The organism is Caballeronia hypogeia (assembly GCF_001544875.2).
Taxonomy (GTDB): domain Bacteria; phylum Pseudomonadota; class Gammaproteobacteria; order Burkholderiales; family Burkholderiaceae; genus Caballeronia; species Caballeronia hypogeia.
Window position 1 is genome coordinate 82,294 of the sequence record NZ_FCOA02000027.1, and the last position, 20,353, is coordinate 102,646.

The 20,353-nt window shown below is 61.7% G+C and carries 26 protein-coding genes and 1 tRNA gene; 26 read left to right on the forward strand and 1 reads right to left on the reverse strand.

The window, feature by feature from the left end; all coding sequences use genetic code 11:
* The first annotated feature begins 80 nt into the window (after nucleotides 1–80).
* The 19 genes from AWB79_RS29455 (at nucleotide 81) to tatC (ending at nucleotide 13,698) form a co-directional block, all read left to right on the forward strand.
* Complete coding sequence (locus AWB79_RS29455; RefSeq protein ID WP_061170967.1) at nucleotides 81–1,007, forward strand: ABC transporter ATP-binding protein; 927 nt, start codon at nucleotides 81–83, stop codon at nucleotides 1,005–1,007.
* Nucleotides 1,004–1,759: an ABC transporter permease gene (locus AWB79_RS29460; RefSeq protein ID WP_061170968.1), complete on the forward strand. Its 756-nt coding sequence runs from the start codon at nucleotides 1,004–1,006 to the stop codon at nucleotides 1,757–1,759. Before AWB79_RS29455 ends, AWB79_RS29460 begins: the two co-directional genes overlap by 4 nt.
* 17 nt (nucleotides 1,760–1,776) lie before the next feature.
* Nucleotides 1,777–2,016 carry a BolA family protein gene (locus AWB79_RS29465; protein WP_061170969.1) on the forward strand — a complete coding sequence of 80 codons (240 nt, stop codon included), beginning with the start codon at nucleotides 1,777–1,779 and terminating at the stop codon, nucleotides 2,014–2,016.
* Nucleotides 2,017–2,168: 152 nt separating this feature from the next.
* A complete protein-coding gene (murA, locus tag AWB79_RS29470) occupies nucleotides 2,169–3,440 on the forward strand; it encodes a UDP-N-acetylglucosamine 1-carboxyvinyltransferase (protein ID WP_061170995.1) in 1,272 nt (423 codons plus the stop codon).
* Nucleotides 3,437–4,129 (forward strand): ATP phosphoribosyltransferase, encoded by a 693-nt coding sequence (gene hisG, locus AWB79_RS29475; protein ID WP_061170970.1) that lies wholly within the window; start codon nucleotides 3,437–3,439, stop codon nucleotides 4,127–4,129. The genes murA and hisG overlap by 4 nt, the downstream gene beginning before the upstream one ends.
* A gap of 46 nt (nucleotides 4,130–4,175) precedes the next feature.
* Entirely contained in the window at nucleotides 4,176–5,498 is a 1,323-nt protein-coding gene (gene hisD / locus AWB79_RS29480) for a histidinol dehydrogenase (protein ID WP_061170971.1), read from the forward strand.
* A gap of 73 nt (nucleotides 5,499–5,571) precedes the next feature.
* Nucleotides 5,572–6,645, forward strand: a complete 1,074-nt coding sequence (gene hisC, locus AWB79_RS29485; RefSeq protein ID WP_061170972.1) for a histidinol-phosphate transaminase — start codon at nucleotides 5,572–5,574, stop codon at nucleotides 6,643–6,645.
* A 32-nt stretch (nucleotides 6,646–6,677) separates the two neighbouring features.
* Entirely contained in the window at nucleotides 6,678–7,265 is a 588-nt protein-coding gene (gene hisB, locus AWB79_RS29490; protein ID WP_008344136.1) for an imidazoleglycerol-phosphate dehydratase HisB, read from the forward strand.
* Between the two features lie 43 nt (nucleotides 7,266–7,308).
* A complete protein-coding gene (locus AWB79_RS29495; protein WP_061170996.1) occupies nucleotides 7,309–7,929 on the forward strand; it encodes a YchE family NAAT transporter in 621 nt (206 codons plus the stop codon).
* Nucleotides 7,926–8,567 carry an imidazole glycerol phosphate synthase subunit HisH gene (hisH, locus tag AWB79_RS29500; protein WP_061170973.1) on the forward strand — a complete coding sequence of 214 codons (642 nt, stop codon included), beginning with the start codon at nucleotides 7,926–7,928 and terminating at the stop codon, nucleotides 8,565–8,567. Before AWB79_RS29495 ends, hisH begins: the two co-directional genes overlap by 4 nt.
* Nucleotides 8,568–8,719: 152 nt before the next feature.
* Nucleotides 8,720–9,472 carry a 1-(5-phosphoribosyl)-5-[(5-phosphoribosylamino)methylideneamino]imidazole-4-carboxamide isomerase gene (gene hisA / locus AWB79_RS29505; protein WP_061170974.1) on the forward strand — a complete coding sequence of 251 codons (753 nt, stop codon included), beginning with the start codon at nucleotides 8,720–8,722 and terminating at the stop codon, nucleotides 9,470–9,472.
* Nucleotides 9,473–9,550: 78 nt separating this feature from the next.
* Entirely contained in the window at nucleotides 9,551–10,324 is a 774-nt protein-coding gene (hisF, locus tag AWB79_RS29510; RefSeq protein ID WP_061170975.1) for an imidazole glycerol phosphate synthase subunit HisF, read from the forward strand.
* A 3-nt stretch (nucleotides 10,325–10,327) separates the two neighbouring features.
* On the forward strand, nucleotides 10,328–10,732 hold the full coding sequence (hisI, locus tag AWB79_RS29515) for a phosphoribosyl-AMP cyclohydrolase (RefSeq protein ID WP_061170976.1): 405 nt from the start codon (nucleotides 10,328–10,330) through the stop codon (nucleotides 10,730–10,732).
* On the forward strand, nucleotides 10,729–11,097 hold the full coding sequence (locus tag AWB79_RS29520) for a phosphoribosyl-ATP diphosphatase (protein ID WP_061170977.1): 369 nt from the start codon (nucleotides 10,729–10,731) through the stop codon (nucleotides 11,095–11,097). The genes hisI and AWB79_RS29520 overlap by 4 nt, the downstream gene beginning before the upstream one ends.
* 32 nt (nucleotides 11,098–11,129) lie before the next feature.
* Nucleotides 11,130–11,513 carry a DUF4870 family protein gene (locus tag AWB79_RS29525; RefSeq protein ID WP_061170978.1) on the forward strand — a complete coding sequence of 128 codons (384 nt, stop codon included), beginning with the start codon at nucleotides 11,130–11,132 and terminating at the stop codon, nucleotides 11,511–11,513.
* A 47-nt stretch (nucleotides 11,514–11,560) separates the two neighbouring features.
* Complete coding sequence (locus AWB79_RS29530) at nucleotides 11,561–11,923, forward strand: histidine triad nucleotide-binding protein (RefSeq protein ID WP_061170979.1); 363 nt, start codon at nucleotides 11,561–11,563, stop codon at nucleotides 11,921–11,923.
* Between the two features lie 152 nt (nucleotides 11,924–12,075).
* Entirely contained in the window at nucleotides 12,076–12,312 is a 237-nt protein-coding gene (tatA, locus tag AWB79_RS29535) for a Sec-independent protein translocase subunit TatA (protein ID WP_061170980.1), read from the forward strand.
* 34 nt (nucleotides 12,313–12,346) lie between these two features.
* On the forward strand, nucleotides 12,347–12,874 hold the full coding sequence (gene tatB / locus AWB79_RS29540; RefSeq protein WP_061170981.1) for a Sec-independent protein translocase protein TatB: 528 nt from the start codon (nucleotides 12,347–12,349) through the stop codon (nucleotides 12,872–12,874).
* 44 nt (nucleotides 12,875–12,918) lie between these two features.
* The gene (gene tatC / locus AWB79_RS29545; RefSeq protein ID WP_061170982.1) at nucleotides 12,919–13,698 is read left to right on the forward strand and encodes a twin-arginine translocase subunit TatC; all 780 of its coding nucleotides are present in this window, start codon (nucleotides 12,919–12,921) and stop codon (nucleotides 13,696–13,698) included.
* Nucleotides 13,699–13,816: 118 nt separating this feature from the next.
* Here tatC and AWB79_RS29550 read toward each other — a convergent pair whose 3' ends face one another.
* A complete protein-coding gene (locus AWB79_RS29550; RefSeq protein WP_061170983.1) occupies nucleotides 13,817–15,043 on the reverse strand; it encodes a S1C family serine protease in 1,227 nt (408 codons plus the stop codon).
* Between the two features lie 20 nt (nucleotides 15,044–15,063).
* Between AWB79_RS29550 and AWB79_RS29555 the strand changes: the two genes are divergently transcribed.
* The 7 genes from AWB79_RS29555 (at nucleotide 15,064) to AWB79_RS29585 (ending at nucleotide 20,181) form a co-directional block, all read left to right on the forward strand.
* Nucleotides 15,064–15,810, forward strand: a complete 747-nt coding sequence (locus tag AWB79_RS29555; RefSeq protein ID WP_061170984.1) for a Nif3-like dinuclear metal center hexameric protein — start codon at nucleotides 15,064–15,066, stop codon at nucleotides 15,808–15,810.
* A 217-nt stretch (nucleotides 15,811–16,027) separates the two neighbouring features.
* The gene (gene petA, locus AWB79_RS29560) at nucleotides 16,028–16,648 is read left to right on the forward strand and encodes a ubiquinol-cytochrome c reductase iron-sulfur subunit (protein ID WP_061170985.1); all 621 of its coding nucleotides are present in this window, start codon (nucleotides 16,028–16,030) and stop codon (nucleotides 16,646–16,648) included.
* On the forward strand, nucleotides 16,649–18,031 hold the full coding sequence (locus tag AWB79_RS29565) for a cytochrome b (RefSeq protein ID WP_061170986.1): 1,383 nt from the start codon (nucleotides 16,649–16,651) through the stop codon (nucleotides 18,029–18,031).
* Nucleotides 18,032–18,054: 23 nt separating this feature from the next.
* Nucleotides 18,055–18,810, forward strand: coding sequence for a cytochrome c1 (locus AWB79_RS29570; RefSeq protein ID WP_061170987.1), 756 nt, complete (start codon nucleotides 18,055–18,057; stop codon nucleotides 18,808–18,810).
* A 94-nt stretch (nucleotides 18,811–18,904) separates the two neighbouring features.
* Nucleotides 18,905–19,516 (forward strand): glutathione S-transferase N-terminal domain-containing protein, encoded by a 612-nt coding sequence (locus tag AWB79_RS29575; RefSeq protein WP_014192402.1) that lies wholly within the window; start codon nucleotides 18,905–18,907, stop codon nucleotides 19,514–19,516.
* 61 nt (nucleotides 19,517–19,577) lie between these two features.
* Entirely contained in the window at nucleotides 19,578–20,087 is a 510-nt protein-coding gene (locus tag AWB79_RS29580) for a ClpXP protease specificity-enhancing factor (protein WP_061170988.1), read from the forward strand.
* A gap of 18 nt (nucleotides 20,088–20,105) precedes the next feature.
* Nucleotides 20,106–20,181: transfer RNA gene (locus AWB79_RS29585), tRNA-Thr, on the forward strand.
* Nucleotides 20,182–20,353 lie beyond the last annotated feature (172 nt).

The window sequence follows — 20,353 nt, forward strand, 5'->3', positions numbered from 1 at the left end:
GCCCTTTTTGTCTGAGCCGAGTCCGCCAAGCGAAACTCCGCACAATCGAGGCGCCGCCGCGCGAGGCGCGCGCACTGTCCATGTCAGCCATAGAAATCCGAAACGTCAGGAAGCGCTACAAGGAGCTCCAGGCGCTCAAAGGCGTGAGCCTCACGGTGGAAGAGGGCGAGTTCTTCGGCCTGCTCGGCCCGAACGGCGCGGGCAAAACCACGTTGATCAGCATTCTGGCGGGCCTGGCGCGCGCCGACAGCGGCACGATCTCCGTGCGCGGTCACGATGTCGTCAGCGACTTCCGGGCGGCGCGTCGAGCGCTCGGCATCGTGCCGCAGGAACTGGTGTTCGATCCGTTCTTCACGGTGCGCGAGTCGCTGCGCATCCAGTCGGGCTATTTCGGCCTGCGCAACAACGACGACTGGATCGACGAAGTGATGGCCAATCTCGATCTCACCGAGAAAGCCGACGTCAACACGCGCGCGCTGTCCGGCGGCATGAAGCGCCGCGTGCTGGTGGCGCAGGCGCTGGTGCATCGGCCGCCGGTGATCGTGCTGGACGAGCCGACCGCGGGCGTCGATGTCGAATTGCGTCAGACGCTCTGGAAGTTCATCTCGCGCCTGAATCGCGAAGGCCACACCATCGTGCTGACGACGCACTATCTCGAAGAAGCCGAATCGCTGTGCGACCGTCTCGCGATGCTTCGCCGCGGCGAAGTCGTCGCGCTCGAGCGCACGAGCACGCTGCTGCAGCGTTTCGCGGGCATGCAGTTGTATCTGCGTTTTTCGAACGGCGTGTTGCCCGCCGAGCTTCGTTCGCTGGAAGTCGATCCGAACGCGGTCGGCGGCGCGCAACACTTGCTGCGCCTGTCGAGCTACGACGACGTCGAGCCGATTCTCGCGAAATGCCGCGCCGCCGGCTGCACGTTCGATGAAATCGAAGTCCGCAAGGCCGATCTCGAAGATGTCTTCATGCAGGTGATGAACGGGCCGGAAGTGGTCGAGGGACTTTCATGAGCGGTTTCCAGACGTTGTTCTACAAGGAGCTGCTGCGCTTCTGGAAGGTGTCGTTTCAGACCGTGCTCGCGCCGGTGATCACGGCGCTTTTGTATCTGACCATCTTCGGTCACGCCCTGTCGGGACACGTACAGGTATATCCGGGCGTCGGTTACACGAGCTTTCTCGTGCCCGGGCTCGTGATGATGAGCGTGCTGCAGAACGCGTTCGCGAACAGTTCTTCGTCGTTGATTCAGTCGAAGATCACCGGCAATCTGGTGTTCGTGCTGCTGCCGCCCATCGCGCATTGGGAAATGTTCTTCGCTTATGTGCTCGCGTCGGTCGTGCGCGGTCTGAGCGTGGGTCTGGGCGTGTTCATCGTGACGATATGGTTCATCCCGATGTCTTTTTCCGCGCCGTTCTACATTATTGCGTTCGCGATCCTCGGTTCGGGCATTCTCGGCACGCTGGGTCTGATCGCGGGCATCTGGGCGGATAAATTCGACCAGCTCGCCGCGTTTCAGAACTTCCTGATCATGCCGCTCACGTTCCTTTCCGGCGTGTTCTACTCGACGCACACGCTGCCGCCGCTGTGGCGCGCGGTGTCGCATCTGAATCCGTTCTTCTACATGATCGACGGCTTTCGCTACGGCTTCTTCGGCCTGTCCGATGTCAATCCGCTGGTGAGCCTCGGCATCGTCGGAGCATTTCTGGCCGTGCTGGCGCTGATCGCCGTGCGACTGCTCGCGAGCGGCTACAAGCTGCGTCACTAATTCAAGGAGACTCTCACATGTTGCCGACTCCGGAGCAGGTGAAGGACTACATCGCTGGCGGCCTCGCCTGCCAGCATCTCGAAGTGGAAGGCGACGGCCAGCACTTCTTTGCAACCATCGTGAGTGATGCGTTCGTCGGCAAGCGGCTGATCGCGCGTCATCAACTGGTTTATGCGGCGCTCGGCGAGCGCATGAAACAGGAGATTCATGCGCTCAGCATGAAGACCCTCACCCCCGACGAGTGGAAATCGGCCTGAATCCACCCGGCGAAGCCAACTCAGGTCATACGACTCAACCAAGCAACACCGGCATCACCGGCAGACAAAGGCTGTACATAGTGCGATTCATTCAAGATAACCGCGGCGCCGAATCCGGCACTGCAGGAAGCTCGGTCGAAGGACAAGCAAGCATGGATAAACTGGTCATCACGGGGGGCAGCAAGCTCTCCGGCGAAATCACCGTCTCGGGCGCGAAGAACGCGGCTTTGCCCATTCTCTGCGCGAGCCTTCTCACTGCCGACGACGTCCATCTGTCGAACGTGCCGAATCTCCAGGACGTGCGCACGATGGTCAAGCTGCTACGCCAGATGGGCGTGCAGTCCGAAGTGTCCGGCGACGGCCGCGTGAGCCTGAACGCATCGAAGGTCGACAAGCTGATTGCGCCGTATGAAATGGTCAAGACCATGCGCGCGTCGATTCTTGTACTCGGGCCGCTGGTCGCGCGCTTCGGCGAAGCGAAGGTGTCGCTGCCCGGCGGCTGCGCGATCGGTGCGCGTCCGGTCGATCAGCACATCAAGGGCCTGCAGGCGATGGGCGCCGAGATCAACATCGAGCACGGCTTCATCGAGGCGCGCGCGAAGCGTCTGAAGGGCGCGCGCATCATCACAGACATGATCACGGTCACCGGCACCGAAAACCTGCTGATGGCGGCGGTGCTGGCCGAAGGCGAGACGGTCATCGAGAACGCGGCGCGCGAGCCGGAAGTCTCCGACCTGGCGCACCTGCTCGTGAAGATGGGCGCGAAGATCGACGGCATCGGCACGGATCGTCTGGTGATTCAGGGCGTCGACAAGCTGCATGGCGCGAAGCACGACGTCGTGCCGGATCGCATCGAAGCGGGCACGTTCCTGTGCGCGGTCGCGGCCGCGGGCGGCGACGTCACGCTGCGTCGCGTGAGCTCGCATCTGCTCGACGCAGTAACGGCCAAGCTGCGCGAGGCTGGCGTCAGCATCGAGGAAGGCGACGACTGGATGCGTGTGCGCATGAACAAGCGCGCCGACGCGGTGAACATCCGCACCTCCGAATACCCCGCGTTCCCGACCGACATGCAGGCGCAGTTCATGGCGCTCAACACGATTGCGAACGGCACCTCGCAAGTGGTCGAGACGATCTTCGAGAATCGCTTCATGCACGTGCAGGAGCTGAACCGTCTCGGCGCGAGCATCACGATCGACGGCAATACCGCGCTCGTCGCGGGCGTCGAAAAGCTCTCGGGCGCGAAGGTGATGGCGACCGACCTGCGCGCGTCCGCGAGCCTCGTGATTGCCGCGATGTGCGCGGACGGCGAGACGCTCATCGACCGCATCTACCATCTGGATCGCGGCTACGACCGCATGGAAACGAAGCTGACGGCTGTGGGCGCGAACGTGCGCCGCATCAAGGGCAGCGGGAGCGAGCAATGAGTTCGGTGCCACAGACGTCTTCCTCGGTCGAACCCAGCGCGCCGCTCACGCTCGCGCTTTCGAAAGGGCGTATCTTCGAGGAAACCTTGCCGCTGCTCGAAGCGGCCGGCGTGCAGGTGGCCGAAGATCCTGAAAGTTCGCGCAAGCTGATCCTGCCGACCACGAACCCGAACCTGCGCGTGATCATCGTGCGCGCGACCGATGTGCCGACTTACGTCGAATACGGCGCGGCGGATTTCGGCGTGGCGGGCAAGGACGTTCTGATCGAGCACGGCGGCAGCGGCCTGTATCAGCCGGTCGATCTGGACATCGCGCGTTGCCGCATGTCGGTGGCGGTGAAGGCGGGCTTCGACTATGCGAACGCGGTGCGCCAGGGCGCGCGCCTGAAGGTCGCGACCAAGTACACGGAAACCGCGCGTCAGCATTTCGCGGCGAAGGGCGTGCACGTCGATCTGATCAAGCTGTATGGCTCAATGGAGCTCGCGCCGCTCGTGGGTCTGGCCGATGCAATCGTCGATCTGGTCAGCTCGGGCGGTACGCTCAGGGCGAACAACCTCGTCGAAGTCGAAGAGATCATGCAGATTTCCTCGCGCCTCGTCGTGAACCAGGCGGCGCTGAAGCTCAAGCGCGCGGCGCTCAAGCCGTTCCTGGACGCCTTCGAGCGCGCCACGGTCAGCAAGGGAAATTAGGCGGGCCGCACGCGGCGGCGCGCCATCAGCAAAACGGAAAACCAGCATGTCTATCAAGATTCGCAAACTCGATTCCAGCACCGGTGGTTTTCAGAAGGCGCTGCGCGCGGTTCTCGCGTTCGAAGCGAGCGAAGATGAAGCAATCGAGCGCTCGGTCGCGCAAATCCTCGCCGATGTAAAAGCGCGGGGTGACGTGGCCGTGCTCGAATACACCAACAAGTTCGATCGCCTGAAGGCCGACAGCGTCGCGGCGCTCGAACTGCCGCTCTCCGAAATGGAAGCCGCCCTCGAAGGCCTGGAGCCGAAACGCCGCGCGGCGCTCGAAGCGGCGGCGGCGCGCGTGCGCGGCTATCACGAGAAGCAGCGCATCGAGTGCGGCAGCCATAGCTGGCAATACACCGAAGCCGACGGCACCGTGCTCGGCCAGAAAGTCACGCCGCTGGATCGCGCGGGTATCTACGTGCCGGGCGGCAAGGCGGCGTATCCGTCGTCGGTGCTGATGAACGCGATTCCGGCGCGCGTCGCGGGCGTGAAGGAAATCGTCATGGTCGTGCCGACGCCCGATGGCGTGAAGAATCCGCTCGTGCTTGCGGCGGCGCTGATCGGCGGCGTGGATCGCGTGTTTACGATCGGCGGCGCGCAGGCGGTCGCGGCGCTCGCCTACGGCACGGAAAGCGTTCCGGCGGTCGACAAGATCTGCGGCCCGGGCAACGCATATGTCGCATCGGCGAAGCGTCGCGTGTTCGGCACCGTGGGCATCGACATGATCGCGGGGCCATCCGAAATTCTCGTGATTTGCGACGCCACCACCGATCCGCGCTGGGTCGCGATGGACCTGTTCTCGCAAGCGGAGCACGACGAGCTCGCGCAATCCATCCTGCTATGCCCGGACGACGACTTCATCCAGCGCGTGGAAGACGCGATCGTCGAACTGTTGCCGTCGATGCCGCGTCGCGATGTCATCCAGCGTTCGATCGAAGATCGCGGCGCGCTCATCAAGGTGAAGGACATGGCCGAAGCGTGCGCGATCGCGAACGACATCGCGCCGGAGCACCTGGAGATTTCCGCGCTCGATCCGCATCAGTGGGCCGCGCAGATTCACAATGCGGGCGCAATGTTCCTCGGTCGGTATACGAGCGAAAGCCTCGGCGATTACTGCGCCGGTCCGAACCACGTGCTGCCGACTTCGCGCACGGCGCGTTTCTCGTCGCCGCTCGGCGTGTACGATTTCATGAAGCGTTCGAGCGTGATCGAAGTGAGCGCGGAAGGCGCGCAGACGCTCGGCGAAATCGCGGCGGAACTGGCTTACGGCGAAGGCTTGCAGGCGCATGCGAAGAGCGCCGAGTATCGAATGAAAAACATCGGCTGAAGCGGGCCGGTCCGAACGAACGAGGCGGCCTGAGAGCCGCCATCCAGAACCGGTGAGAGAGCGCCGGGAAATCATGACGACTGCACAAGACATCATCCGTTCCGACGTCCTCGCGATGACGAGCTATCCCGTGCCCGATTCCACGGGCCTGATCAAGCTCGACGCGATGGAGAATCCCTACACGCTGCCCGCCGATCTTGCGCAAAAGCTTGGCGAGCATCTGGCGGGCGTCGCGCTGAACCGCTATCCCGCGCCGCGCCCCGCCGAATTGCTTGCGAAGCTCAAGCGCGCGATGAACGTGCCCGCACGCTGTGACGTGCTGCTAGGCAACGGCTCGGACGAACTGATCAGCATGCTGTCGGTCGCGTGCTCGAAGCCGGGCGCGAAGGTGGTGGCGCCGGCGCCGGGCTTCGTGATGTATGAGATGTCGGCGAAGTTCGCGCATCTGGAGTTCATCGGCGTGCCGCTCAACGCCGACTTCACGCTCGACGCCGACGCGCTCATCGCCGCCATCGAAGAACACGCGCCCGCGCTCGTCTATCTCGCGTATCCGAACAATCCGACCGGCACGCTCTACGAGGACGCCGACATGGAGCACGTGATCGCCGCGGCGAAGAAGAGTCTCGTTGTGATCGACGAGGCGTATCAGCCGTTCGCGGAGAAAAGCTGGATGCCGCGCGCGGCGGACTTCGACAACGTCGTCGTGATGCGCACGGTGTCGAAGCTCGGCCTCGCCGGCATCCGGCTCGGCTACATGGCGGGACGCCCCGAATGGATCATTCAGTTCGACAAGGTGCGTCCGCCGTACAACATCAACGTGCTCACGCAGGCGACCGCCGATTTCCTGCTCGATCACCTTGACGTGCTCGACGCGCAGGCCGCCGAATTGCGCGCCGAACGCGCGAAACTCGCGCGCGAAGTCGCCGCGTTGCCGAACATGACGGTGTTCCCGAGCGCGGGCAACTTCCTGCTCGTGCGCGTGCCGGATGCGGCCGTGGCTTTCGAAACCCTTCTGACTTCGCGGGTTTTGATCAAAAACGTGGGTAAAATGCATCCATTGCTGGCTAATTGCGTGCGTTTGACGGTCGGCACGGCCGAAGAAAACGCGCAAATGGTCGCGGCGCTCAAAAAACTCGCGCTCAACTGAATCCCACTCTCGACAAGTTCCAAGGAATCACCATGCGCATTGCGGAAGTCGTTCGCAACACCAGCGAAACGCAGATCCGTGTGAAGCTCGATCTGGACGGCACCGGCAAGCAGAAGCTCGCCACCGGCGTCCCGTTCCTCGATCACATGCTCGACCAGATCGCCCGTCACGGGCTCATCGATCTCGACATCGAAGCGCATGGCGACCTCCATATCGACGATCACCATACCGTCGAAGACACGGGTATCACGCTCGGGATGGCCATTGCGAAGGCCATCGGCGACCGCAAGGGCATTCGCCGCTACGGCCATTCGTACGTGCCGCTGGACGAAGCGCTGTCGCGCGTCGTCATCGATTTTTCGGGGCGGCCGGGGCTGGAGTTCCACGTACCGTTCACGCGCGCGCGCATCGGCACGTTCGACGTCGATCTCACCATCGAATTTTTCCGTGGCTTCGTGAATCACGCGGGCGTGACGCTGCATATCGACAATCTGCGCGGCATCAACGCGCATCATCAGGTCGAGACCGTGTTCAAGGCGTTCGGCCGCGCGCTGCGCATGGCCTGCGAAGTGGACGAACGCGCGGCGGGGCAGATTCCGTCGACCAAGGGCAGCCTCTGATCGACGCACGCGGGTTCGGCGCGTGAAACGCGTCGAAAGCACGATGGATCTGTTCAAGTCGTTTATCTCATTGCTCGCGCTGATCAACCCGATCGGCGCGATACCGTTTTTTCTCAGCCTCACCTCGCAGCAATCCGACCTCGAAAGACGCAACACGATTCGCGTCGCCTCGATTTCGGTGTTCTGCGTGATCGCTGTGACGGCGCTGCTCGGGCAGCAGATCATCGCGTTCTTCGGCATTTCGGTCGGGTCGTTCGAAGTGGGCGGCGGCATCATCATGCTGCTCATGGCGATCAGCATGTTGAACGCGCAGGTCGGCAACGCGCGCTCGACGCCGGAAGAACGCATGGAAGCCGAGGAGCGCAACAGCATCGCGGTCGTGCCGCTCGCGATTCCGCTGCTCACCGGCCCGGGTTCGATCAGCACGGTGATCGTCTATGCTGCCAATGCGCAGCATTGGTACGACCGCTTCGGGCTCGTCTTGCTGGGCGCGATCATCGCGGGACTGTGCTTCGGCGCGCTGAATCTGGCGGAGCCGATCGCGCGCGTGGTCGGGCGCACCGGAATCAATATCGGCACGCGTCTCATGGGTTTGATGTTGTCCGCGCTGGCGGTGGAGTTCATCGTCAACGGGTTGAAGGCCTTGATGCCATCTTTGAAATGAAAACTTCGATTGCGATTGTTGATTACGGAATGGGCAACCTGCGCTCGGTGTATCAGGCGCTGAAGAAGGCTGCCCCCGAGGCGGATGTGGCGATCGTCGCTCAGCCCGAAGGCATCCGCGCGGCGGATCGCGTGGTGCTGCCCGGTCAGGGCGCGATGCGCGACTGCATGGGCCATCTGGCCGAATCCGGCCTGCAGGAAGCGGTGATGCAGGCGGCGCGCGAAAAGCCGATGCTCGGCGTGTGCGTCGGCGAGCAGATGCTGTTCGACTGGAGCGAGGAAGGCGACACGAAGGGACTCGGCCTGCTGCCCGGCAAAGTGGTGCGCTTCCAGCTCGACGGCCTGCTGCAGGACGACGGCTCGCGCTTCAAGGTGCCGCAGATGGGCTGGAACCGCGTCCGGCAAACGCAGCAACACCCGATCTGGGACGGCGTCGCGGACGGCGCGTTCTTCTATTTCGTGCACAGCTATTACGTGGTGCCGGACAATCCGGCGCACACCTCGGGCGAAACCGTGTATGGCGGCGCTTTCACGTCGGCGGTGGCGCGCGACAATATCTTCGCGACTCAGTTTCATCCGGAGAAAAGCGCCGACGCCGGCCTGCGCCTGTACCGCAATTTCGTGCACTGGAACCCGTGAAACGCCGCGCACGCCTAGCGTTTTCGCTGATTACGACGTGCGCATGACCGTTGCAAGACTTGTACTACACTAGCGAGACGGCCGGCGGAAAGGCATTAAAGACCGCACCCGCGCCGTTTTGATCAACTCCACCCAGAAAATACGCGATACCTATGCTGCTCATTCCGGCCATCGATCTTAAGGACGGTCAGTGCGTGCGCCTCAAGCAGGGCGATATGGACCAGGCGACCATTTTTTCAGAAGATCCGGCAGCCATGGCCCGACATTGGGTCGATCGCGGCGCGCGGCGTCTGCATCTGGTCGATCTGAACGGCGCCTTCGCCGGCAAACCGAGAAACGGCGACGCGATTCGCGCGATCATCGACGAAGTGGGCAACGAGATTCCAGTGCAACTGGGCGGCGGCATCCGCGATCTCGAAACCATCGAGCGCTATCTCGATGACGGCCTCTCGTACGTGATCATCGGCACGGCGGCGGTGAAGAATCCCGGCTTTCTGCAGGACGCGTGCAGCGCGTTCGGGGGACACATCATCGTCGGACTGGATGCCAAGGACGGCAAGGTCGCAACCGACGGCTGGAGCAAGCTGACCGGCCACGAAGTCGTGGACCTCGCGCGCAAGTTCGAGGACTACGGCTGCGAGTCGATCATCTACACGGATATCGGCCGCGACGGCATGCTTCAGGGCATCAACATCGAAGCGACCGTGCGTCTCGCGAAAGCGGTGAAAATTCCGGTCATCGCGAGCGGCGGGCTGTCGAGCATCGCGGATATCGAATCGCTTTGCGAAGTCGAGGGTGACGGCGTCGAAGGTGTCATCTGCGGCCGCGCGATCTACTCCGGCGATCTCGATTTCAAGGCCGCTCAAACGCGCGCCGACGCGCTGCGCGAGGCCGACGGCGCTTGAAAACGCCCGGGCGCGAGCACATCTGAGCAGCACAACGGGCGGCCGCGACGCCGCCCTTACTTCGTAAGTGGCAAGAACATGGCTCTCGCTAAACGCATCATTCCCTGTCTCGACGTGACCGCGGGCCGCGTCGTGAAGGGCGTCAATTTCGTCGAACTGCGCGACGCGGGCGATCCCGTCGAAATCGCGCGCCGTTATGACGATCAGGGCGCCGACGAACTCACGTTCCTCGACATCACGGCGACTTCCGATCAACGCGATCTCATTCTGCCGATCATCGAAGCGGTCGCCTCGCAAGTGTTCATTCCGCTGACCGTCGGCGGCGGCGTGCGCGCGGTCGAAGATGTGCGCCGGCTGCTCAACGCGGGCGCGGACAAGATCAGCATGAATTCGTCGGCGGTGGCGAATCCGCAGCTCGTGCGCGATGCGTCGGACAAGCACGGCTCCCAGTGCATCGTCGTCGCGATCGACGCGAAGCGCGTGTCGGCCGAAGGCGAAGCGTCGCGCTGGGAAGTGTTTACGCACGGCGGCCGCAAGGCGACGGGCATCGACGCGATCGAATGGGCGCGCAAGATGGCCGAGTTCGGCGCCGGCGAAATCCTGCTCACCAGCATGGACCGCGACGGCACGAAATCGGGCTTCGATCTCGCACTGACGCGCGCCGTGTCGGACGCGGTGCCGGTGCCGGTGATCGCATCGGGCGGCGTCGGATCGTTGCAGCATCTGGCGGACGGCATCGTCGAAGGTCACGCGGACGCGGTGCTCGCCGCGAGCATCTTCCACTACGGCGAGCACACGGTCGGCGAGGCCAAGCGCTTCATGGCCGATCAGGGCATCTCGGTGAGGGCGTAAGCGATGAGCACCGAAAGCAACTGGCTCGACAAGGTGAAATGGGACGCGAACGGCCTCGTGCCGGTCATCGCCCAGGAACACACGACCAACGACGTGCTGATGTTCGCATGGATGAACCGCGAGGCTCTGGCGAAGACCATCGAACTCAGGCGCGCGGTGTATTTCTCGCGTTCGCGTCAGCGCCTGTGGTTCAAGGGCGAGGAATCGGGCCACGTGCAGCACGTTCACGACGTGCGCCTCGATTGCGATGAGGACGTCGTGCTGCTGAAGGTCGAGCAGGTCTCGGGCATCGCGTGCCACACCGGCCGCCATTCCTGTTTTTTCCAGAAATTCGAAGGCACGGCGGAAAACGGCGAGTGGGTCGCTGTCGAGCCGGTCCTGAAAGACCCCGAAAACATCTACAAATGACGCAAGCCAATACGCTGGACACGCTGCTGCGCCTCGCCGCCGTCATCGACAGCCGCAAGGGCGGCGATCCGGAACAATCCTACGTTTCCCGACTCTTTCACAAAGGCGACGACGCGGTCCTGAAGAAGATCGGCGAGGAAGCGACGGAAGTCGCGCTCGCCGCGAAGGACGCGCGCCACGGCGGCGCCAAGCAGGCGCTTGTCGGGGAAGTCGCCGATTTGTGGTTTCATTGTCTCGTGATGCTGTCGCATTTCGACCTGAGCCCCGCCGACGTGATCGCGGAACTGGAAAGACGCGAAGGTTTGTCGGGGATCGAGGAAAAAGCGCTGCGCAAGTCGCGCGAGCGCGAGCAGAACGGCGGCTGACGAGCAGCACGCTTCACGAAGGAGGGGCAAGCATGAACCGGCCTTACGAACCGTATCCGCCGCCTGTCGTTCAGGATTCGACCGATCCGCGCAACATGCGCACGTTCACGCATATCCTTTATGCGCTGTACGCCTTCTACTGGCTGACTGGCGGGCTCACCGGCCTCGTCGCCATCATCCTCAACTACATCAAGCGCGGCGATGCGGCTGGCACGCCGTATGAGGACCACTTCACCTGGCAAATCCGCACGTTCTGGTGGGCGGTGCTGGGTCACCTGATCGGCTTCGCGACGCTCTGGATCGGCGTTGGCTTTCTGATTCTCGGCGCGGTCAGCATCTGGACCCTCTACCGCATCATCAAGGGCTGGCTGTATCTCTACGAAAACAAGACGATCGAACCGCGCGCCTGGTTCTGATCCGACTTTGATCATCCATGCCCGGCAACGGGAGACACGGGACATTCATGAGTCAAGACAACTGTATTTTTTGCAAGATCGCTTCCGGGCAGCTTCCGAGCACGAAAGTCTATGAAGACGATGAGTTCGTCGCCTTCAACGACATCAATCCTGCCGCGCCGGTTCATGTGCTGGTGATCCCGCGCAAGCATATTGAAACACTTTCGCATTGCACAGAAAGTGACAGTCCGCTACTTGGTAGAATGGTAAGTCTCGTCGGACGTTTGGCAAAAGAACTCGGGGTCTCCTACACGGGAGGCGACACCGGCTTTCGCACGGTAATCAATACCGGACCGGGCGGCGGGCAGGAGGTGTATCACATCCACGCGCATTTGTTAGCCGGCGAGCGCCCGTGGCGCCGAATGGGGTAATGCTGCAATCTTTGTTTGCATTCTCCTTTCCAATGAAATATTGGGCGAGCAAAATCGATAGTTGAAGCTGAGGCGGTCTGCCTCGGCTGGCCGCGAGGCCGATCTTCCGCCACCGGTATCCAAATCGGGGTGGAATCACGGAGAGTTTTATCATGGGTTCGTTAAGCATTTGGCATTGGTTGATCGTTCTGCTGATCGTGGCGCTGGTTTTCGGCACGAAGAAACTGCGTAATATCGGCGGCGATCTCGGCGGTGCGGTGAAGGGCTTCAAGGAAGGCATGCGCGAAGGCGAGACGCCGGCAAATCCTGCCGATCAGCGCGAACTGCCGCGTAACGGCGCGGTGGACGTCGAGGCGAAGGACAAGTCCCGTTCGAGCGACTATCGCTGATTCGGCTCGACCGTAACCTTCCACTTTTCGTTCAATGCTCGATCTCGGTCTGACCAAAATGGCGGTCATCGGCGTCGTGGCGCTGGTGGTCCTCGGGCCAGAGCGCCTGCCCGGTGTCGCGCGCACGGCGGGAGCGCTCTTCGGGCGCGCGCAGCGCTACATCAACGACGTCAAGTCGGAGGTGGCGCGCGAAATGGAACTCGATGAGCTCAAGAAGATGCGCACCGAGTTCGAAACCGCCGCATCGAACGTCGAATCGTCGATTCACGACACGCTCAAGCGCCACGAGTCCGAGCTGAACGATGCGTGGAACGAGGGCACGTCGGTCGCACCGAGCATTGCCGGGGGCGGTGCGGAATCGGCGGACAGCGCCGCATCCGACAAACCCTGGGTGAGTACGTCCGCGTCGACGGCCAAACGCAAGAACTGGCGCGTCAAGCAAAGCGCGATCCCCAACTGGTACAAGCGCACGACCTCGCGTCGCACGCGGGTTCAATCGGGCGCGGCGCGCGTCGCTCGCCACACGCCCGCCACCTTGCGCCGGCCGACGAAGTTCTTCTGAGCGAGTCGCGCTTCCTTCATCGATGATTCCTACCGAGGGCCGGCGTGAGCGACCCGCAACAAACTAAAGAAGAGCCCGTCGAAGAGACGTTCATTTCGCATCTGGTCGAATTGCGCGACCGCATCATCCGCGCGGGCGCTTCGGTCGTCGTGGTGTTCATCGCGCTGGTGTACTGGGCGCCGGACATCTTCAAGCTGCTGGCGCGTCCGCTGATGCAGAACCTGCCCGCCGACGGCAAGATGATCGTCACCGACGTGACCGGCTCGTTCTTCGTGCCGATGAAGGTAACGATGCTCGTCGCGTTGGTGATCGCGCTTCCTATCGTGCTGTATCAGCTCTGGGCGTTTGTCGCGCCCGGTTTGTATCAGCACGAGAAGAAGTTGGTCGCGCCGCTCGTGTTCAGCAGCTATGCGCTGTTCCTGTGCGGCATGGCGTTCGCGTATTTCGTGGTGTTTCCGACCATTTTCCGCGTGATGGCGCACTACAACGCGCCGCTCGGCGCGGAAATGACCACGGATATCGACAATTACCTGAGCTTCGTGCTGACCATGTTCATCGCATTCGGCGTAACGTTCGAGGTGCCGATCGTCGTCGTGCTGCTCGCGCGCATGGGCGTCGTGTCGATCCAGAAGCTCAAGCAGATTCGTCCGTATGTGATCGTTGGCGCGTTCGTGATTTCGGCGGTCGTCACGCCGCCGGACGTGTTCTCGCAACTGATTCTCGCGATTCCGCTCATCATTCTTTATGAGGCGGGCATCGTCGCGGCGCGGCTCATGATCGGCAAGGACGGCGTCAAGAACGAGGAAGCGCCGGCGGAACAGTGATGGCGGGTGCGGCGGATTGTCGCGTTGCGCGCCGGTCTGGCCGATGAGTTTCACGCGATAAAAAAAGGCAGCTTCGATTTCGCCGAAGCTGCCTTTTTGCTTTTGCGCCGTGGCGATTTCATTCGTCGCCCTGGTCGCCTCCGTCGCCCTGATCTTCATCCGGCATCTGCGGGGCGCGCGGCGGGGCGGGACGCTTGCCGATCATCACGTTGACGTCGAGCTCCTTGTTCTTGCGCATCAGATGCACCTTCACCGACGTGCCCGGCTTGATCTGCGCGACGACGTTCAAGAGACGCGTGGTGTCGGTGATGGTGTCGTCGTTGATGGACACGAGAATGTCTCCCGGCTTGATGCCCGCCTTGTCGGCCGGGCCGCCCTGCAGCACGCCCGCGACGATCGCGCCGGACTTCTGATCCAGCCCGAACGATTCGGCGATCTCCGGCGTCACGTCCTGCGGCTCGACGCCGATCCAGCCGCGGGTGACCGAGCCGGTCGTGATGATGCTCTCCAGCACGCTGCGCGCGGTCGACACGGGAATCGCGAAGCCGATGCCGAGCGAGCCGCCGCTGCGCGAATAAATCGCAGTGTTGATGCCGAGCAGATTGCCGTTCACATCGACCAGCGCGCCGCCCGAGTTGCCGGGGTTGATGGCCGCGTCGGTCTGGATGAAGTTCTCGAACGTGTTGATGCCGAGGTGATTGCGCCCGAGCGCGCTCACGATGCCCATCGTGACCGTCTGGCCTACGCCGAACGGATTGCCGATCGCGAGCACGACATCGCCCACGCGCGTCTGATCCATCCGGCCGAGCGTGATGGTCGGCAGATTGGTCATGTTGACTTTGAGCACGGCGAGGTCGGTTTCCGGATCGACGCCGATCACTTTCGCGCTCGACGTGCGACCATCGGCGAGCGCGACTTCGATTTGATCCGCGCCGTCGACGACATGCTGGTTCGTTAGAATGTAACCTTCCGAGCTGACGATGACGCCAGAGCCGAGATTCGACGCAGGCGGCTCGTCGCTCTTGCGCTTGTTCTTGTCACCGAAGAAGTAGCGGAACAGCGGGTCTTTCGCGCGCGGGTCGGGCGGCAGGTTGCCGTCCTTGCTGGAGAACACGTTCACGACGGCCGGCATCGCTTTCTGCGCGCCTTCCGCATAGGACGATTGAACGGGGCGTGAGCCGATGCTCGGCGCCACTTCCTGCAACGCGACGATCGGCGCGGCAAGCTGCTTGCCGAATTGGCCTTGACGTTGAAGCCACTGCGGTTTCAAGGTCGCGATGATGAACATCAGGGCCAAAAGCACGGTGACCGCCTGGGCAAAAAACAGCCAGAAGCGTCTAAGCATTTGAAGGGATAGAGGAATTCATGGATCGGATCGAACTCGAATTGTATCTGAACAATCTGCTGGAAATCGGCCGCTTCAAGGACTATTGCCCGAACGGTCTGCAGGTTGAAGGCGCGCGCCGCGTCCACAAGATCGCGACCGGCGTGACGGCCTCGCTGGCCTTCCTGGAAGCCGCGCTGGAATGGGGCGCGGACTCCGTGCTCGTGCATCACGGCTACTTCTGGCGCAACGAGGCGCCGCAGATTACCGGACGCAAGCATCGACGTCTGCGCACGCTGATCGCCAACGACATCAATCTCTTCGCGTACCATCTACCGCTCGATTCGCATCCGGAGCTGGGCAACAACGCGCAGATCGGCGCACGGCTCGGGCTGATCGCGGATAGCCGTTTCGCCGATCAGGATCTCGGCTGGGCGGCGACGCTCGCCATGCCGCTTTCCCTCGAACACTTCAGCGCGATGGTTGAGAACGCGCTCGGCCGCAAGCCGCTCGTGTTCGGCGATACAAACAAGGAATTGCGCCGTGTGGCATGGTGCACGGGCGGCGCGCAAGGTTATTTCGAGGAAGCCATCGCGGCCGGCGCTGACGTCTATCTGAGCGGCGAAGTCTCCGAGCAGACCATGCATATCGCGGCGGAATCGGGCGTGGCGTACATCGCGGCCGGCCATCATGCGACCGAGCGTTACGGCGTGCAGGCGGTGGGCCAGCACTTGTCCGAGCAGTTCGACATCGAACATCTTTTTATCGATGTCGATAATCCTGTTTAATACGCTATTAAGCCGTCCGGCGCATTATTGGCGCTTGCAGTTGCCTTAAATGAATGCTTCACGAGATTGCGCGAAAAACGTGGGGAAAACCCTGAAGCATCAATCACTTCGAGTGATTTTTGCTAACTGGCCCTTGTAAATGCTAACTCCATTCGCGCACACTAACGGCGGAACACTGATGTGACGGTATAAATCCAACTCAGAAGTGGGGCGTGTGATGCGAGACAAGGAAGAAAAACGCGTCGACGGCGGCCGCCGTACCTGGCTGATTGCGACGACCGTAGCAGGTGGTTTCGGAGGTGTGGCAACCTTAGTTCCTTTCGTGGGGTCGTTTGCTCCATCGGAGAAGGCCAAGGCGGCGGGCGCGCCCGTCGAGGTCGATATCAGCGGACTCAAGCCGGGCGAGATGATGACCGTCGCCTGGCGCGGCAAGCCGGTGTGGATTCTCAACCGCACCGACGAGATGCTGGCGGACGTGAAGAAGGCCGACAACGAAGTGGCCGACCCGAAGTCCAAGATGGAATTCACGATGCCGTTGCCGGAGTACTGCAACAACGAGTATCGATCGCGCGCCGATCACAAGAATATTCTCGTGGCGGTGGCCGTGTGCACGCATCTGGGCTGCACGCCCACACCGCGTTTTCAGGAGGGTGCCCAACCCAATCTCCCCGATGACTGGCCGGGCGGTTTTCTTTGCCCGTGCCACGGCTCCACCTACGATCTGGCGGGCCGCGTCTTCAAGAACAAGCCTGCGCCGCAGAATCTGGACATTCCACCGTTCATGTTCACTTCAGCGACGCAACTCGTGATCGGCAAGGACGAAAAGGGAGAGGCGTAAATGGCGACCGCAGACAAGGAAGTGGAGACAACGGGGCTGACCGGTTGGATCGACCGCCGGTTTCCGATGACCTCGACCTGGAAGAAACACGTATCCGAGTACTACGCGCCGAAGAACTTCAACTTCTGGTATTTCTTCGGCTCGCTTGCGTTGCTGGTGCTGGTCAATCAGATCGTCACCGGCATTTTCCTCACGATGAACTACAAGCCCGACGCGACGCTCGCGTTCGCCTCGGTCGAGTACATCATGCGCGAGGTGCCGTGGGGCTGGCTGATCCGCTACATGCATTCCACGGGGGCGTCGATGTTCTTTGTCGTCGTCTATCTGCACATGTTCCGCGGGCTGATGTACGGCTCGTACCGGAAACCGCGCGAGCTGGTGTGGATCTTCGGCTGCGCGATCTTCCTGTGCCTCATGGCCGAAGCCTTCTTCGGCTATCTGCTGCCGTGGGGGCAGATGTCGTTCTGGGGCGCGCAGGTGATCGTGAACCTGTTCTCGGCGATTCCGTTCATCGGGCCGGATCTGTCGCTATGGATTCGCGGCGACTACGTGGTGTCGGATGTCACGCTGAACCGCTTCTTCGCGTTCCATGTGATCGCGATTCCGCTGGTGCTGATCGGGCTCGTCGTCGCGCACCTGGTCGCGCTGCACGAAGTCGGCTCGAACAATCCGGACGGCATCGAGATCAAGGCGAAGAAGGACGCGAACGGCATTCCGCTCGACGGCATTCCGTTCCATCCGTACTACTCCGTGCACGACTTCATGGGCGTGTGCGTGTTCCTGCTGATTTTCGCGGCGATCATCTTCTTCGCGCCGGAAATGGGCGGTTACTTCCTCGAAGCCAACAACTTCGTGCCGGCCAATCCGCTGCAGACGCCGTCGGAAATCGCGCCGGTCTGGTACTTCACCGCGTTCTACGCGATGCTGCGCGCCACCACCGACCCGTTCAAGATCGTGCTGATGATCGTGATCGCGTTGCTCGGCCTGCTCGCGCTCGTGAAGGCGCGCGGCAAGTGGAAGCTCGGCTTGCCGGTGCTCGCCGTGCTCGTGCTGATCTTCATGGCGCTTACCGAATCGAAGTTCTGGGGCGTGGTGGTGATGGGCACGGCCGTGGTGTCGCTGTTCTTTCTGCCGTGGCTGGACAGGAGCCCGGTGAAGTCGATCCGTTACCGGCCGCTGTTCCACAAGGTTTTCTACGCGATCTTCATCTTCGCGTTCCTGATGCTCGGCTTCCTCGGCACGCGACCGCCATCGCCGGCCGCGACGCTGATCGCGCAAATCTGCGCGCTGATCTACTTCGCGTTTTTCCTCGGCATGCCTTTCTGGACGCCGCGCGGCAAGTTCAAGACGCCGCCTGAGCGTGTGCACTACAAACCTCACTGAGCGCACGTCCGGAGACGAATACGATGAAAAAATGGCTCTCTGCAATATCGATGATCGGCGCGCTGATGTTCGTGTTCGGCGCGGCGCCCGTGCACGCCGAGGAAGAGGCGGTGCTCGATCGCGCGCCTGACAGTTCGGACAATCTCGCGTCTTTGCAGCACGGCGCGCAGATCTTTGTAAACTACTGCCTGAATTGCCACAGCGCGACCCTGATGCGGTACAACCGGCTGACCGATCTCGGCATCAGCGAGAAGCAGATCCAGGAAAATCTGCTTTTCACGACCGATAAGGTTGGCAACACGATGTCGATCGCCATGCGCCCGGAAGACGCGAAAGCGTGGCTCGGCGCGGCGCCGCCGGATTTGTCGGTGGAAGCGCGGGCGCGCGGCAACGACTGGCTCTATACCTACTTGCGGAGTTTCTATCGGGATCCGACACGTCCGACCGGATGGAATAATCGCGTCTACGAGAATGTCGGCATGCCGCATGTGCTGTGGACGCTCCAGGGCATTCGCGATGCGAAATTCGAGACCGATACGGACGAGAAGACGGGTGAAAAGGTAAGAAGATTCGTGGGTTACACTCAGGTAACACCTGGTGCCCTGTCGTCCGTGGATTATGATTCTAGTGTGGCCGATCTGGTTTCGTACATGTCGTGGATGGCGGAACCCGCGCAGCAGACGCGGAAGCGGCTCGGCGTCTGGGTTCTGCTGTTCCTGGCGCTCTTGAGTTTCCTCGCGTGGCGCCTGAACGCGGCATACTGGAAAGATATTAGATAGCGCGCCTTCGAAGGCGTGGGTCGGCGCGATGGCGTTTTCGTCAAAGGAAACGTCACGGCCGGCCTTTCGAGTTTACTGAAGGAACTTTAAAAACATGATGGTTCTGTATTCCGGCACTACTTGCCCCTTCTCCCAGCGCTGCCGGCTGGTGTTGTTCGAAAAGGGCATGGATTTCGAGATTCGCGACGTTGACCTGTTCAACAAGCCGGAAGACATCGCGGTGATGAACCCGTACGGCCAGGTGCCGATTCTCGTCGAGCGTGACCTGATCCTGTACGAGTCGAACATCATCAATGAATATATCGACGAGCGTTTCCCGCATCCGCAACTCATGCCGGCGGACCCGGTGCAGCGCGCTCGCGCGCGTCTGTTCTTGCTGAATTTCGAGAAGGAGCTGTTCGTTCACGTAGGCACGCTCGAGAACGAGAAGGGCAAGGCAGCAGAAAAGAATCACGAGAAGGCGCGCGGCGCGATCCGCGATCGCCTGACGCAACTCGCGCCGATCTTCCTGAAGAACAAGTACATGCTGGGCGAAGAGTTTTCGATGCTCGACGTCGCGATCGCGCCGCTGCTGTGGCGCCTGGATCACTACGGAATCGAGCTGTCGAAGAATGCGGCGCCGTTGATGAAGTATGCCGAGCGGATTTTCAGCCGTCCGGCGTATATTGAAGCGCTGACGCCTTCCGAAAAGGTGATGCGTCGATAGTTTGAGTGCGTTGGGACGCGGCGGCGCAGTTTGCGGGTCGCATTCCGACAGAGGAAAGTTGATGCAAGAGATTTCCACCAAGCCATATTTGCTTCGTGCACTGTACGAGTGGTGCACGGACAATGGTTTCACGCCCCACATCGCGGTCCGCGTCGATGCCGCGACGCGCGTCCCGCGTCAGTTCGTGCGCAACGACGAGATCGTGTTGAACATCAGTTTCGAGGCGACGAGTCAGCTTCAGATGGGCAACGAGTGGATCGAGTTCAGCGCCCGCTTCTCCGGCAAGTCGCACAAGATCGAAGTGCAGGTGGCGAACGTGCTCGCGATCTACGCGCGAGAGAACGGGCAGGGCATGGCGTTTCCGGTCGAGCCGGCTTCCCATTCGGGCGCAGATCTGACGGCGGCTCCCATTGCTTCGCGGCCAGCGGAGCGTGAGGCGCGACAGGTCGAGGAGTCGGCGAGGCCGCGGACGGATTCCAAGCCGACGTCGCAACCCGAGGAGCCGCAATCGGGAGTCGACGAGGACGCTTCGAAATCGCCTGTGCGTTCTCACCTCAAAGTCGTTAAATGAAGTAGAATCTCGGTCTTCGCCGGCTTAGCTCATCTGGTAGAGCAGTTGATTTGTAATCATCAGGTGGCGGGTTCGAGTCCTGCAGCCGGCACCAAGACTTACGCCGACGGGTCGTGAGATGTCCGCACGACCCGTTTGCTTTGAGTTGGTTTGAATGTGTAGGTTGAGTCAATAAGAATTGCTTCAAAATCTTGTTGACGAAAGCCGAAACGTTCTTCATAATCTCGTTTCTCTGCTGCTGACAACGCAGCGACGCAAGGCGGAAG

What these genes read in the sequence shown, in the direction of transcription:
- AWB79_RS29460 (WP_061170968.1), top strand. Translation starts at nt 1,004, where the DNA reads ATGAGCGGTTTCCAGACGTTGTTCTACAAGGAGCTGCTGCGCTTCTGG.
- hisH (WP_061170973.1), top strand. Translation starts at nt 7,926, where the DNA reads ATGAAAACTTCGATTGCGATTGTTGATTACGGAATGGGCAACCTGCGC.
- AWB79_RS29580 (WP_061170988.1), top strand. Translation starts at nt 19,578, where the DNA reads ATGCAAGAGATTTCCACCAAGCCATATTTGCTTCGTGCACTGTACGAG.
- AWB79_RS29525 (WP_061170978.1), top strand. Translation starts at nt 11,130, where the DNA reads ATGAACCGGCCTTACGAACCGTATCCGCCGCCTGTCGTTCAGGATTCG.
- hisD (WP_061170971.1), top strand. Translation starts at nt 4,176, where the DNA reads ATGTCTATCAAGATTCGCAAACTCGATTCCAGCACCGGTGGTTTTCAG.
- AWB79_RS29570 (WP_061170987.1), top strand. Translation starts at nt 18,055, where the DNA reads ATGAAAAAATGGCTCTCTGCAATATCGATGATCGGCGCGCTGATGTTC.
- tatB (WP_061170981.1), top strand. Translation starts at nt 12,347, where the DNA reads ATGCTCGATCTCGGTCTGACCAAAATGGCGGTCATCGGCGTCGTGGCG.
- hisA (WP_061170974.1), top strand. Translation starts at nt 8,720, where the DNA reads ATGCTGCTCATTCCGGCCATCGATCTTAAGGACGGTCAGTGCGTGCGC.
- hisG (WP_061170970.1), top strand. Translation starts at nt 3,437, where the DNA reads ATGAGTTCGGTGCCACAGACGTCTTCCTCGGTCGAACCCAGCGCGCCG.
- hisB (WP_008344136.1), top strand. Translation starts at nt 6,678, where the DNA reads ATGCGCATTGCGGAAGTCGTTCGCAACACCAGCGAAACGCAGATCCGT.
- hisI (WP_061170976.1), top strand. Translation starts at nt 10,328, where the DNA reads ATGAGCACCGAAAGCAACTGGCTCGACAAGGTGAAATGGGACGCGAAC.
- murA (WP_061170995.1), top strand. Translation starts at nt 2,169, where the DNA reads ATGGATAAACTGGTCATCACGGGGGGCAGCAAGCTCTCCGGCGAAATC.
- AWB79_RS29565 (WP_061170986.1), top strand. Translation starts at nt 16,649, where the DNA reads ATGGCGACCGCAGACAAGGAAGTGGAGACAACGGGGCTGACCGGTTGG.
- petA (WP_061170985.1), top strand. Translation starts at nt 16,028, where the DNA reads ATGCGAGACAAGGAAGAAAAACGCGTCGACGGCGGCCGCCGTACCTGG.
- tatA (WP_061170980.1), top strand. Translation starts at nt 12,076, where the DNA reads ATGGGTTCGTTAAGCATTTGGCATTGGTTGATCGTTCTGCTGATCGTG.
- AWB79_RS29465 (WP_061170969.1), top strand. Translation starts at nt 1,777, where the DNA reads ATGTTGCCGACTCCGGAGCAGGTGAAGGACTACATCGCTGGCGGCCTC.
- AWB79_RS29455 (WP_061170967.1), top strand. Translation starts at nt 81, where the DNA reads ATGTCAGCCATAGAAATCCGAAACGTCAGGAAGCGCTACAAGGAGCTC.
- AWB79_RS29555 (WP_061170984.1), top strand. Translation starts at nt 15,064, where the DNA reads ATGGATCGGATCGAACTCGAATTGTATCTGAACAATCTGCTGGAAATC.
- hisC (WP_061170972.1), top strand. Translation starts at nt 5,572, where the DNA reads ATGACGACTGCACAAGACATCATCCGTTCCGACGTCCTCGCGATGACG.
- hisF (WP_061170975.1), top strand. Translation starts at nt 9,551, where the DNA reads ATGGCTCTCGCTAAACGCATCATTCCCTGTCTCGACGTGACCGCGGGC.
- AWB79_RS29520 (WP_061170977.1), top strand. Translation starts at nt 10,729, where the DNA reads ATGACGCAAGCCAATACGCTGGACACGCTGCTGCGCCTCGCCGCCGTC.
- AWB79_RS29530 (WP_061170979.1), top strand. Translation starts at nt 11,561, where the DNA reads ATGAGTCAAGACAACTGTATTTTTTGCAAGATCGCTTCCGGGCAGCTT.
- AWB79_RS29550 (WP_061170983.1), bottom strand. Translation starts at nt 15,043, where the DNA reads ATGCTTAGACGCTTCTGGCTGTTTTTTGCCCAGGCGGTCACCGTGCTT.
- AWB79_RS29495 (WP_061170996.1), top strand. Translation starts at nt 7,309, where the DNA reads ATGGATCTGTTCAAGTCGTTTATCTCATTGCTCGCGCTGATCAACCCG.
- AWB79_RS29575 (WP_014192402.1), top strand. Translation starts at nt 18,905, where the DNA reads ATGATGGTTCTGTATTCCGGCACTACTTGCCCCTTCTCCCAGCGCTGC.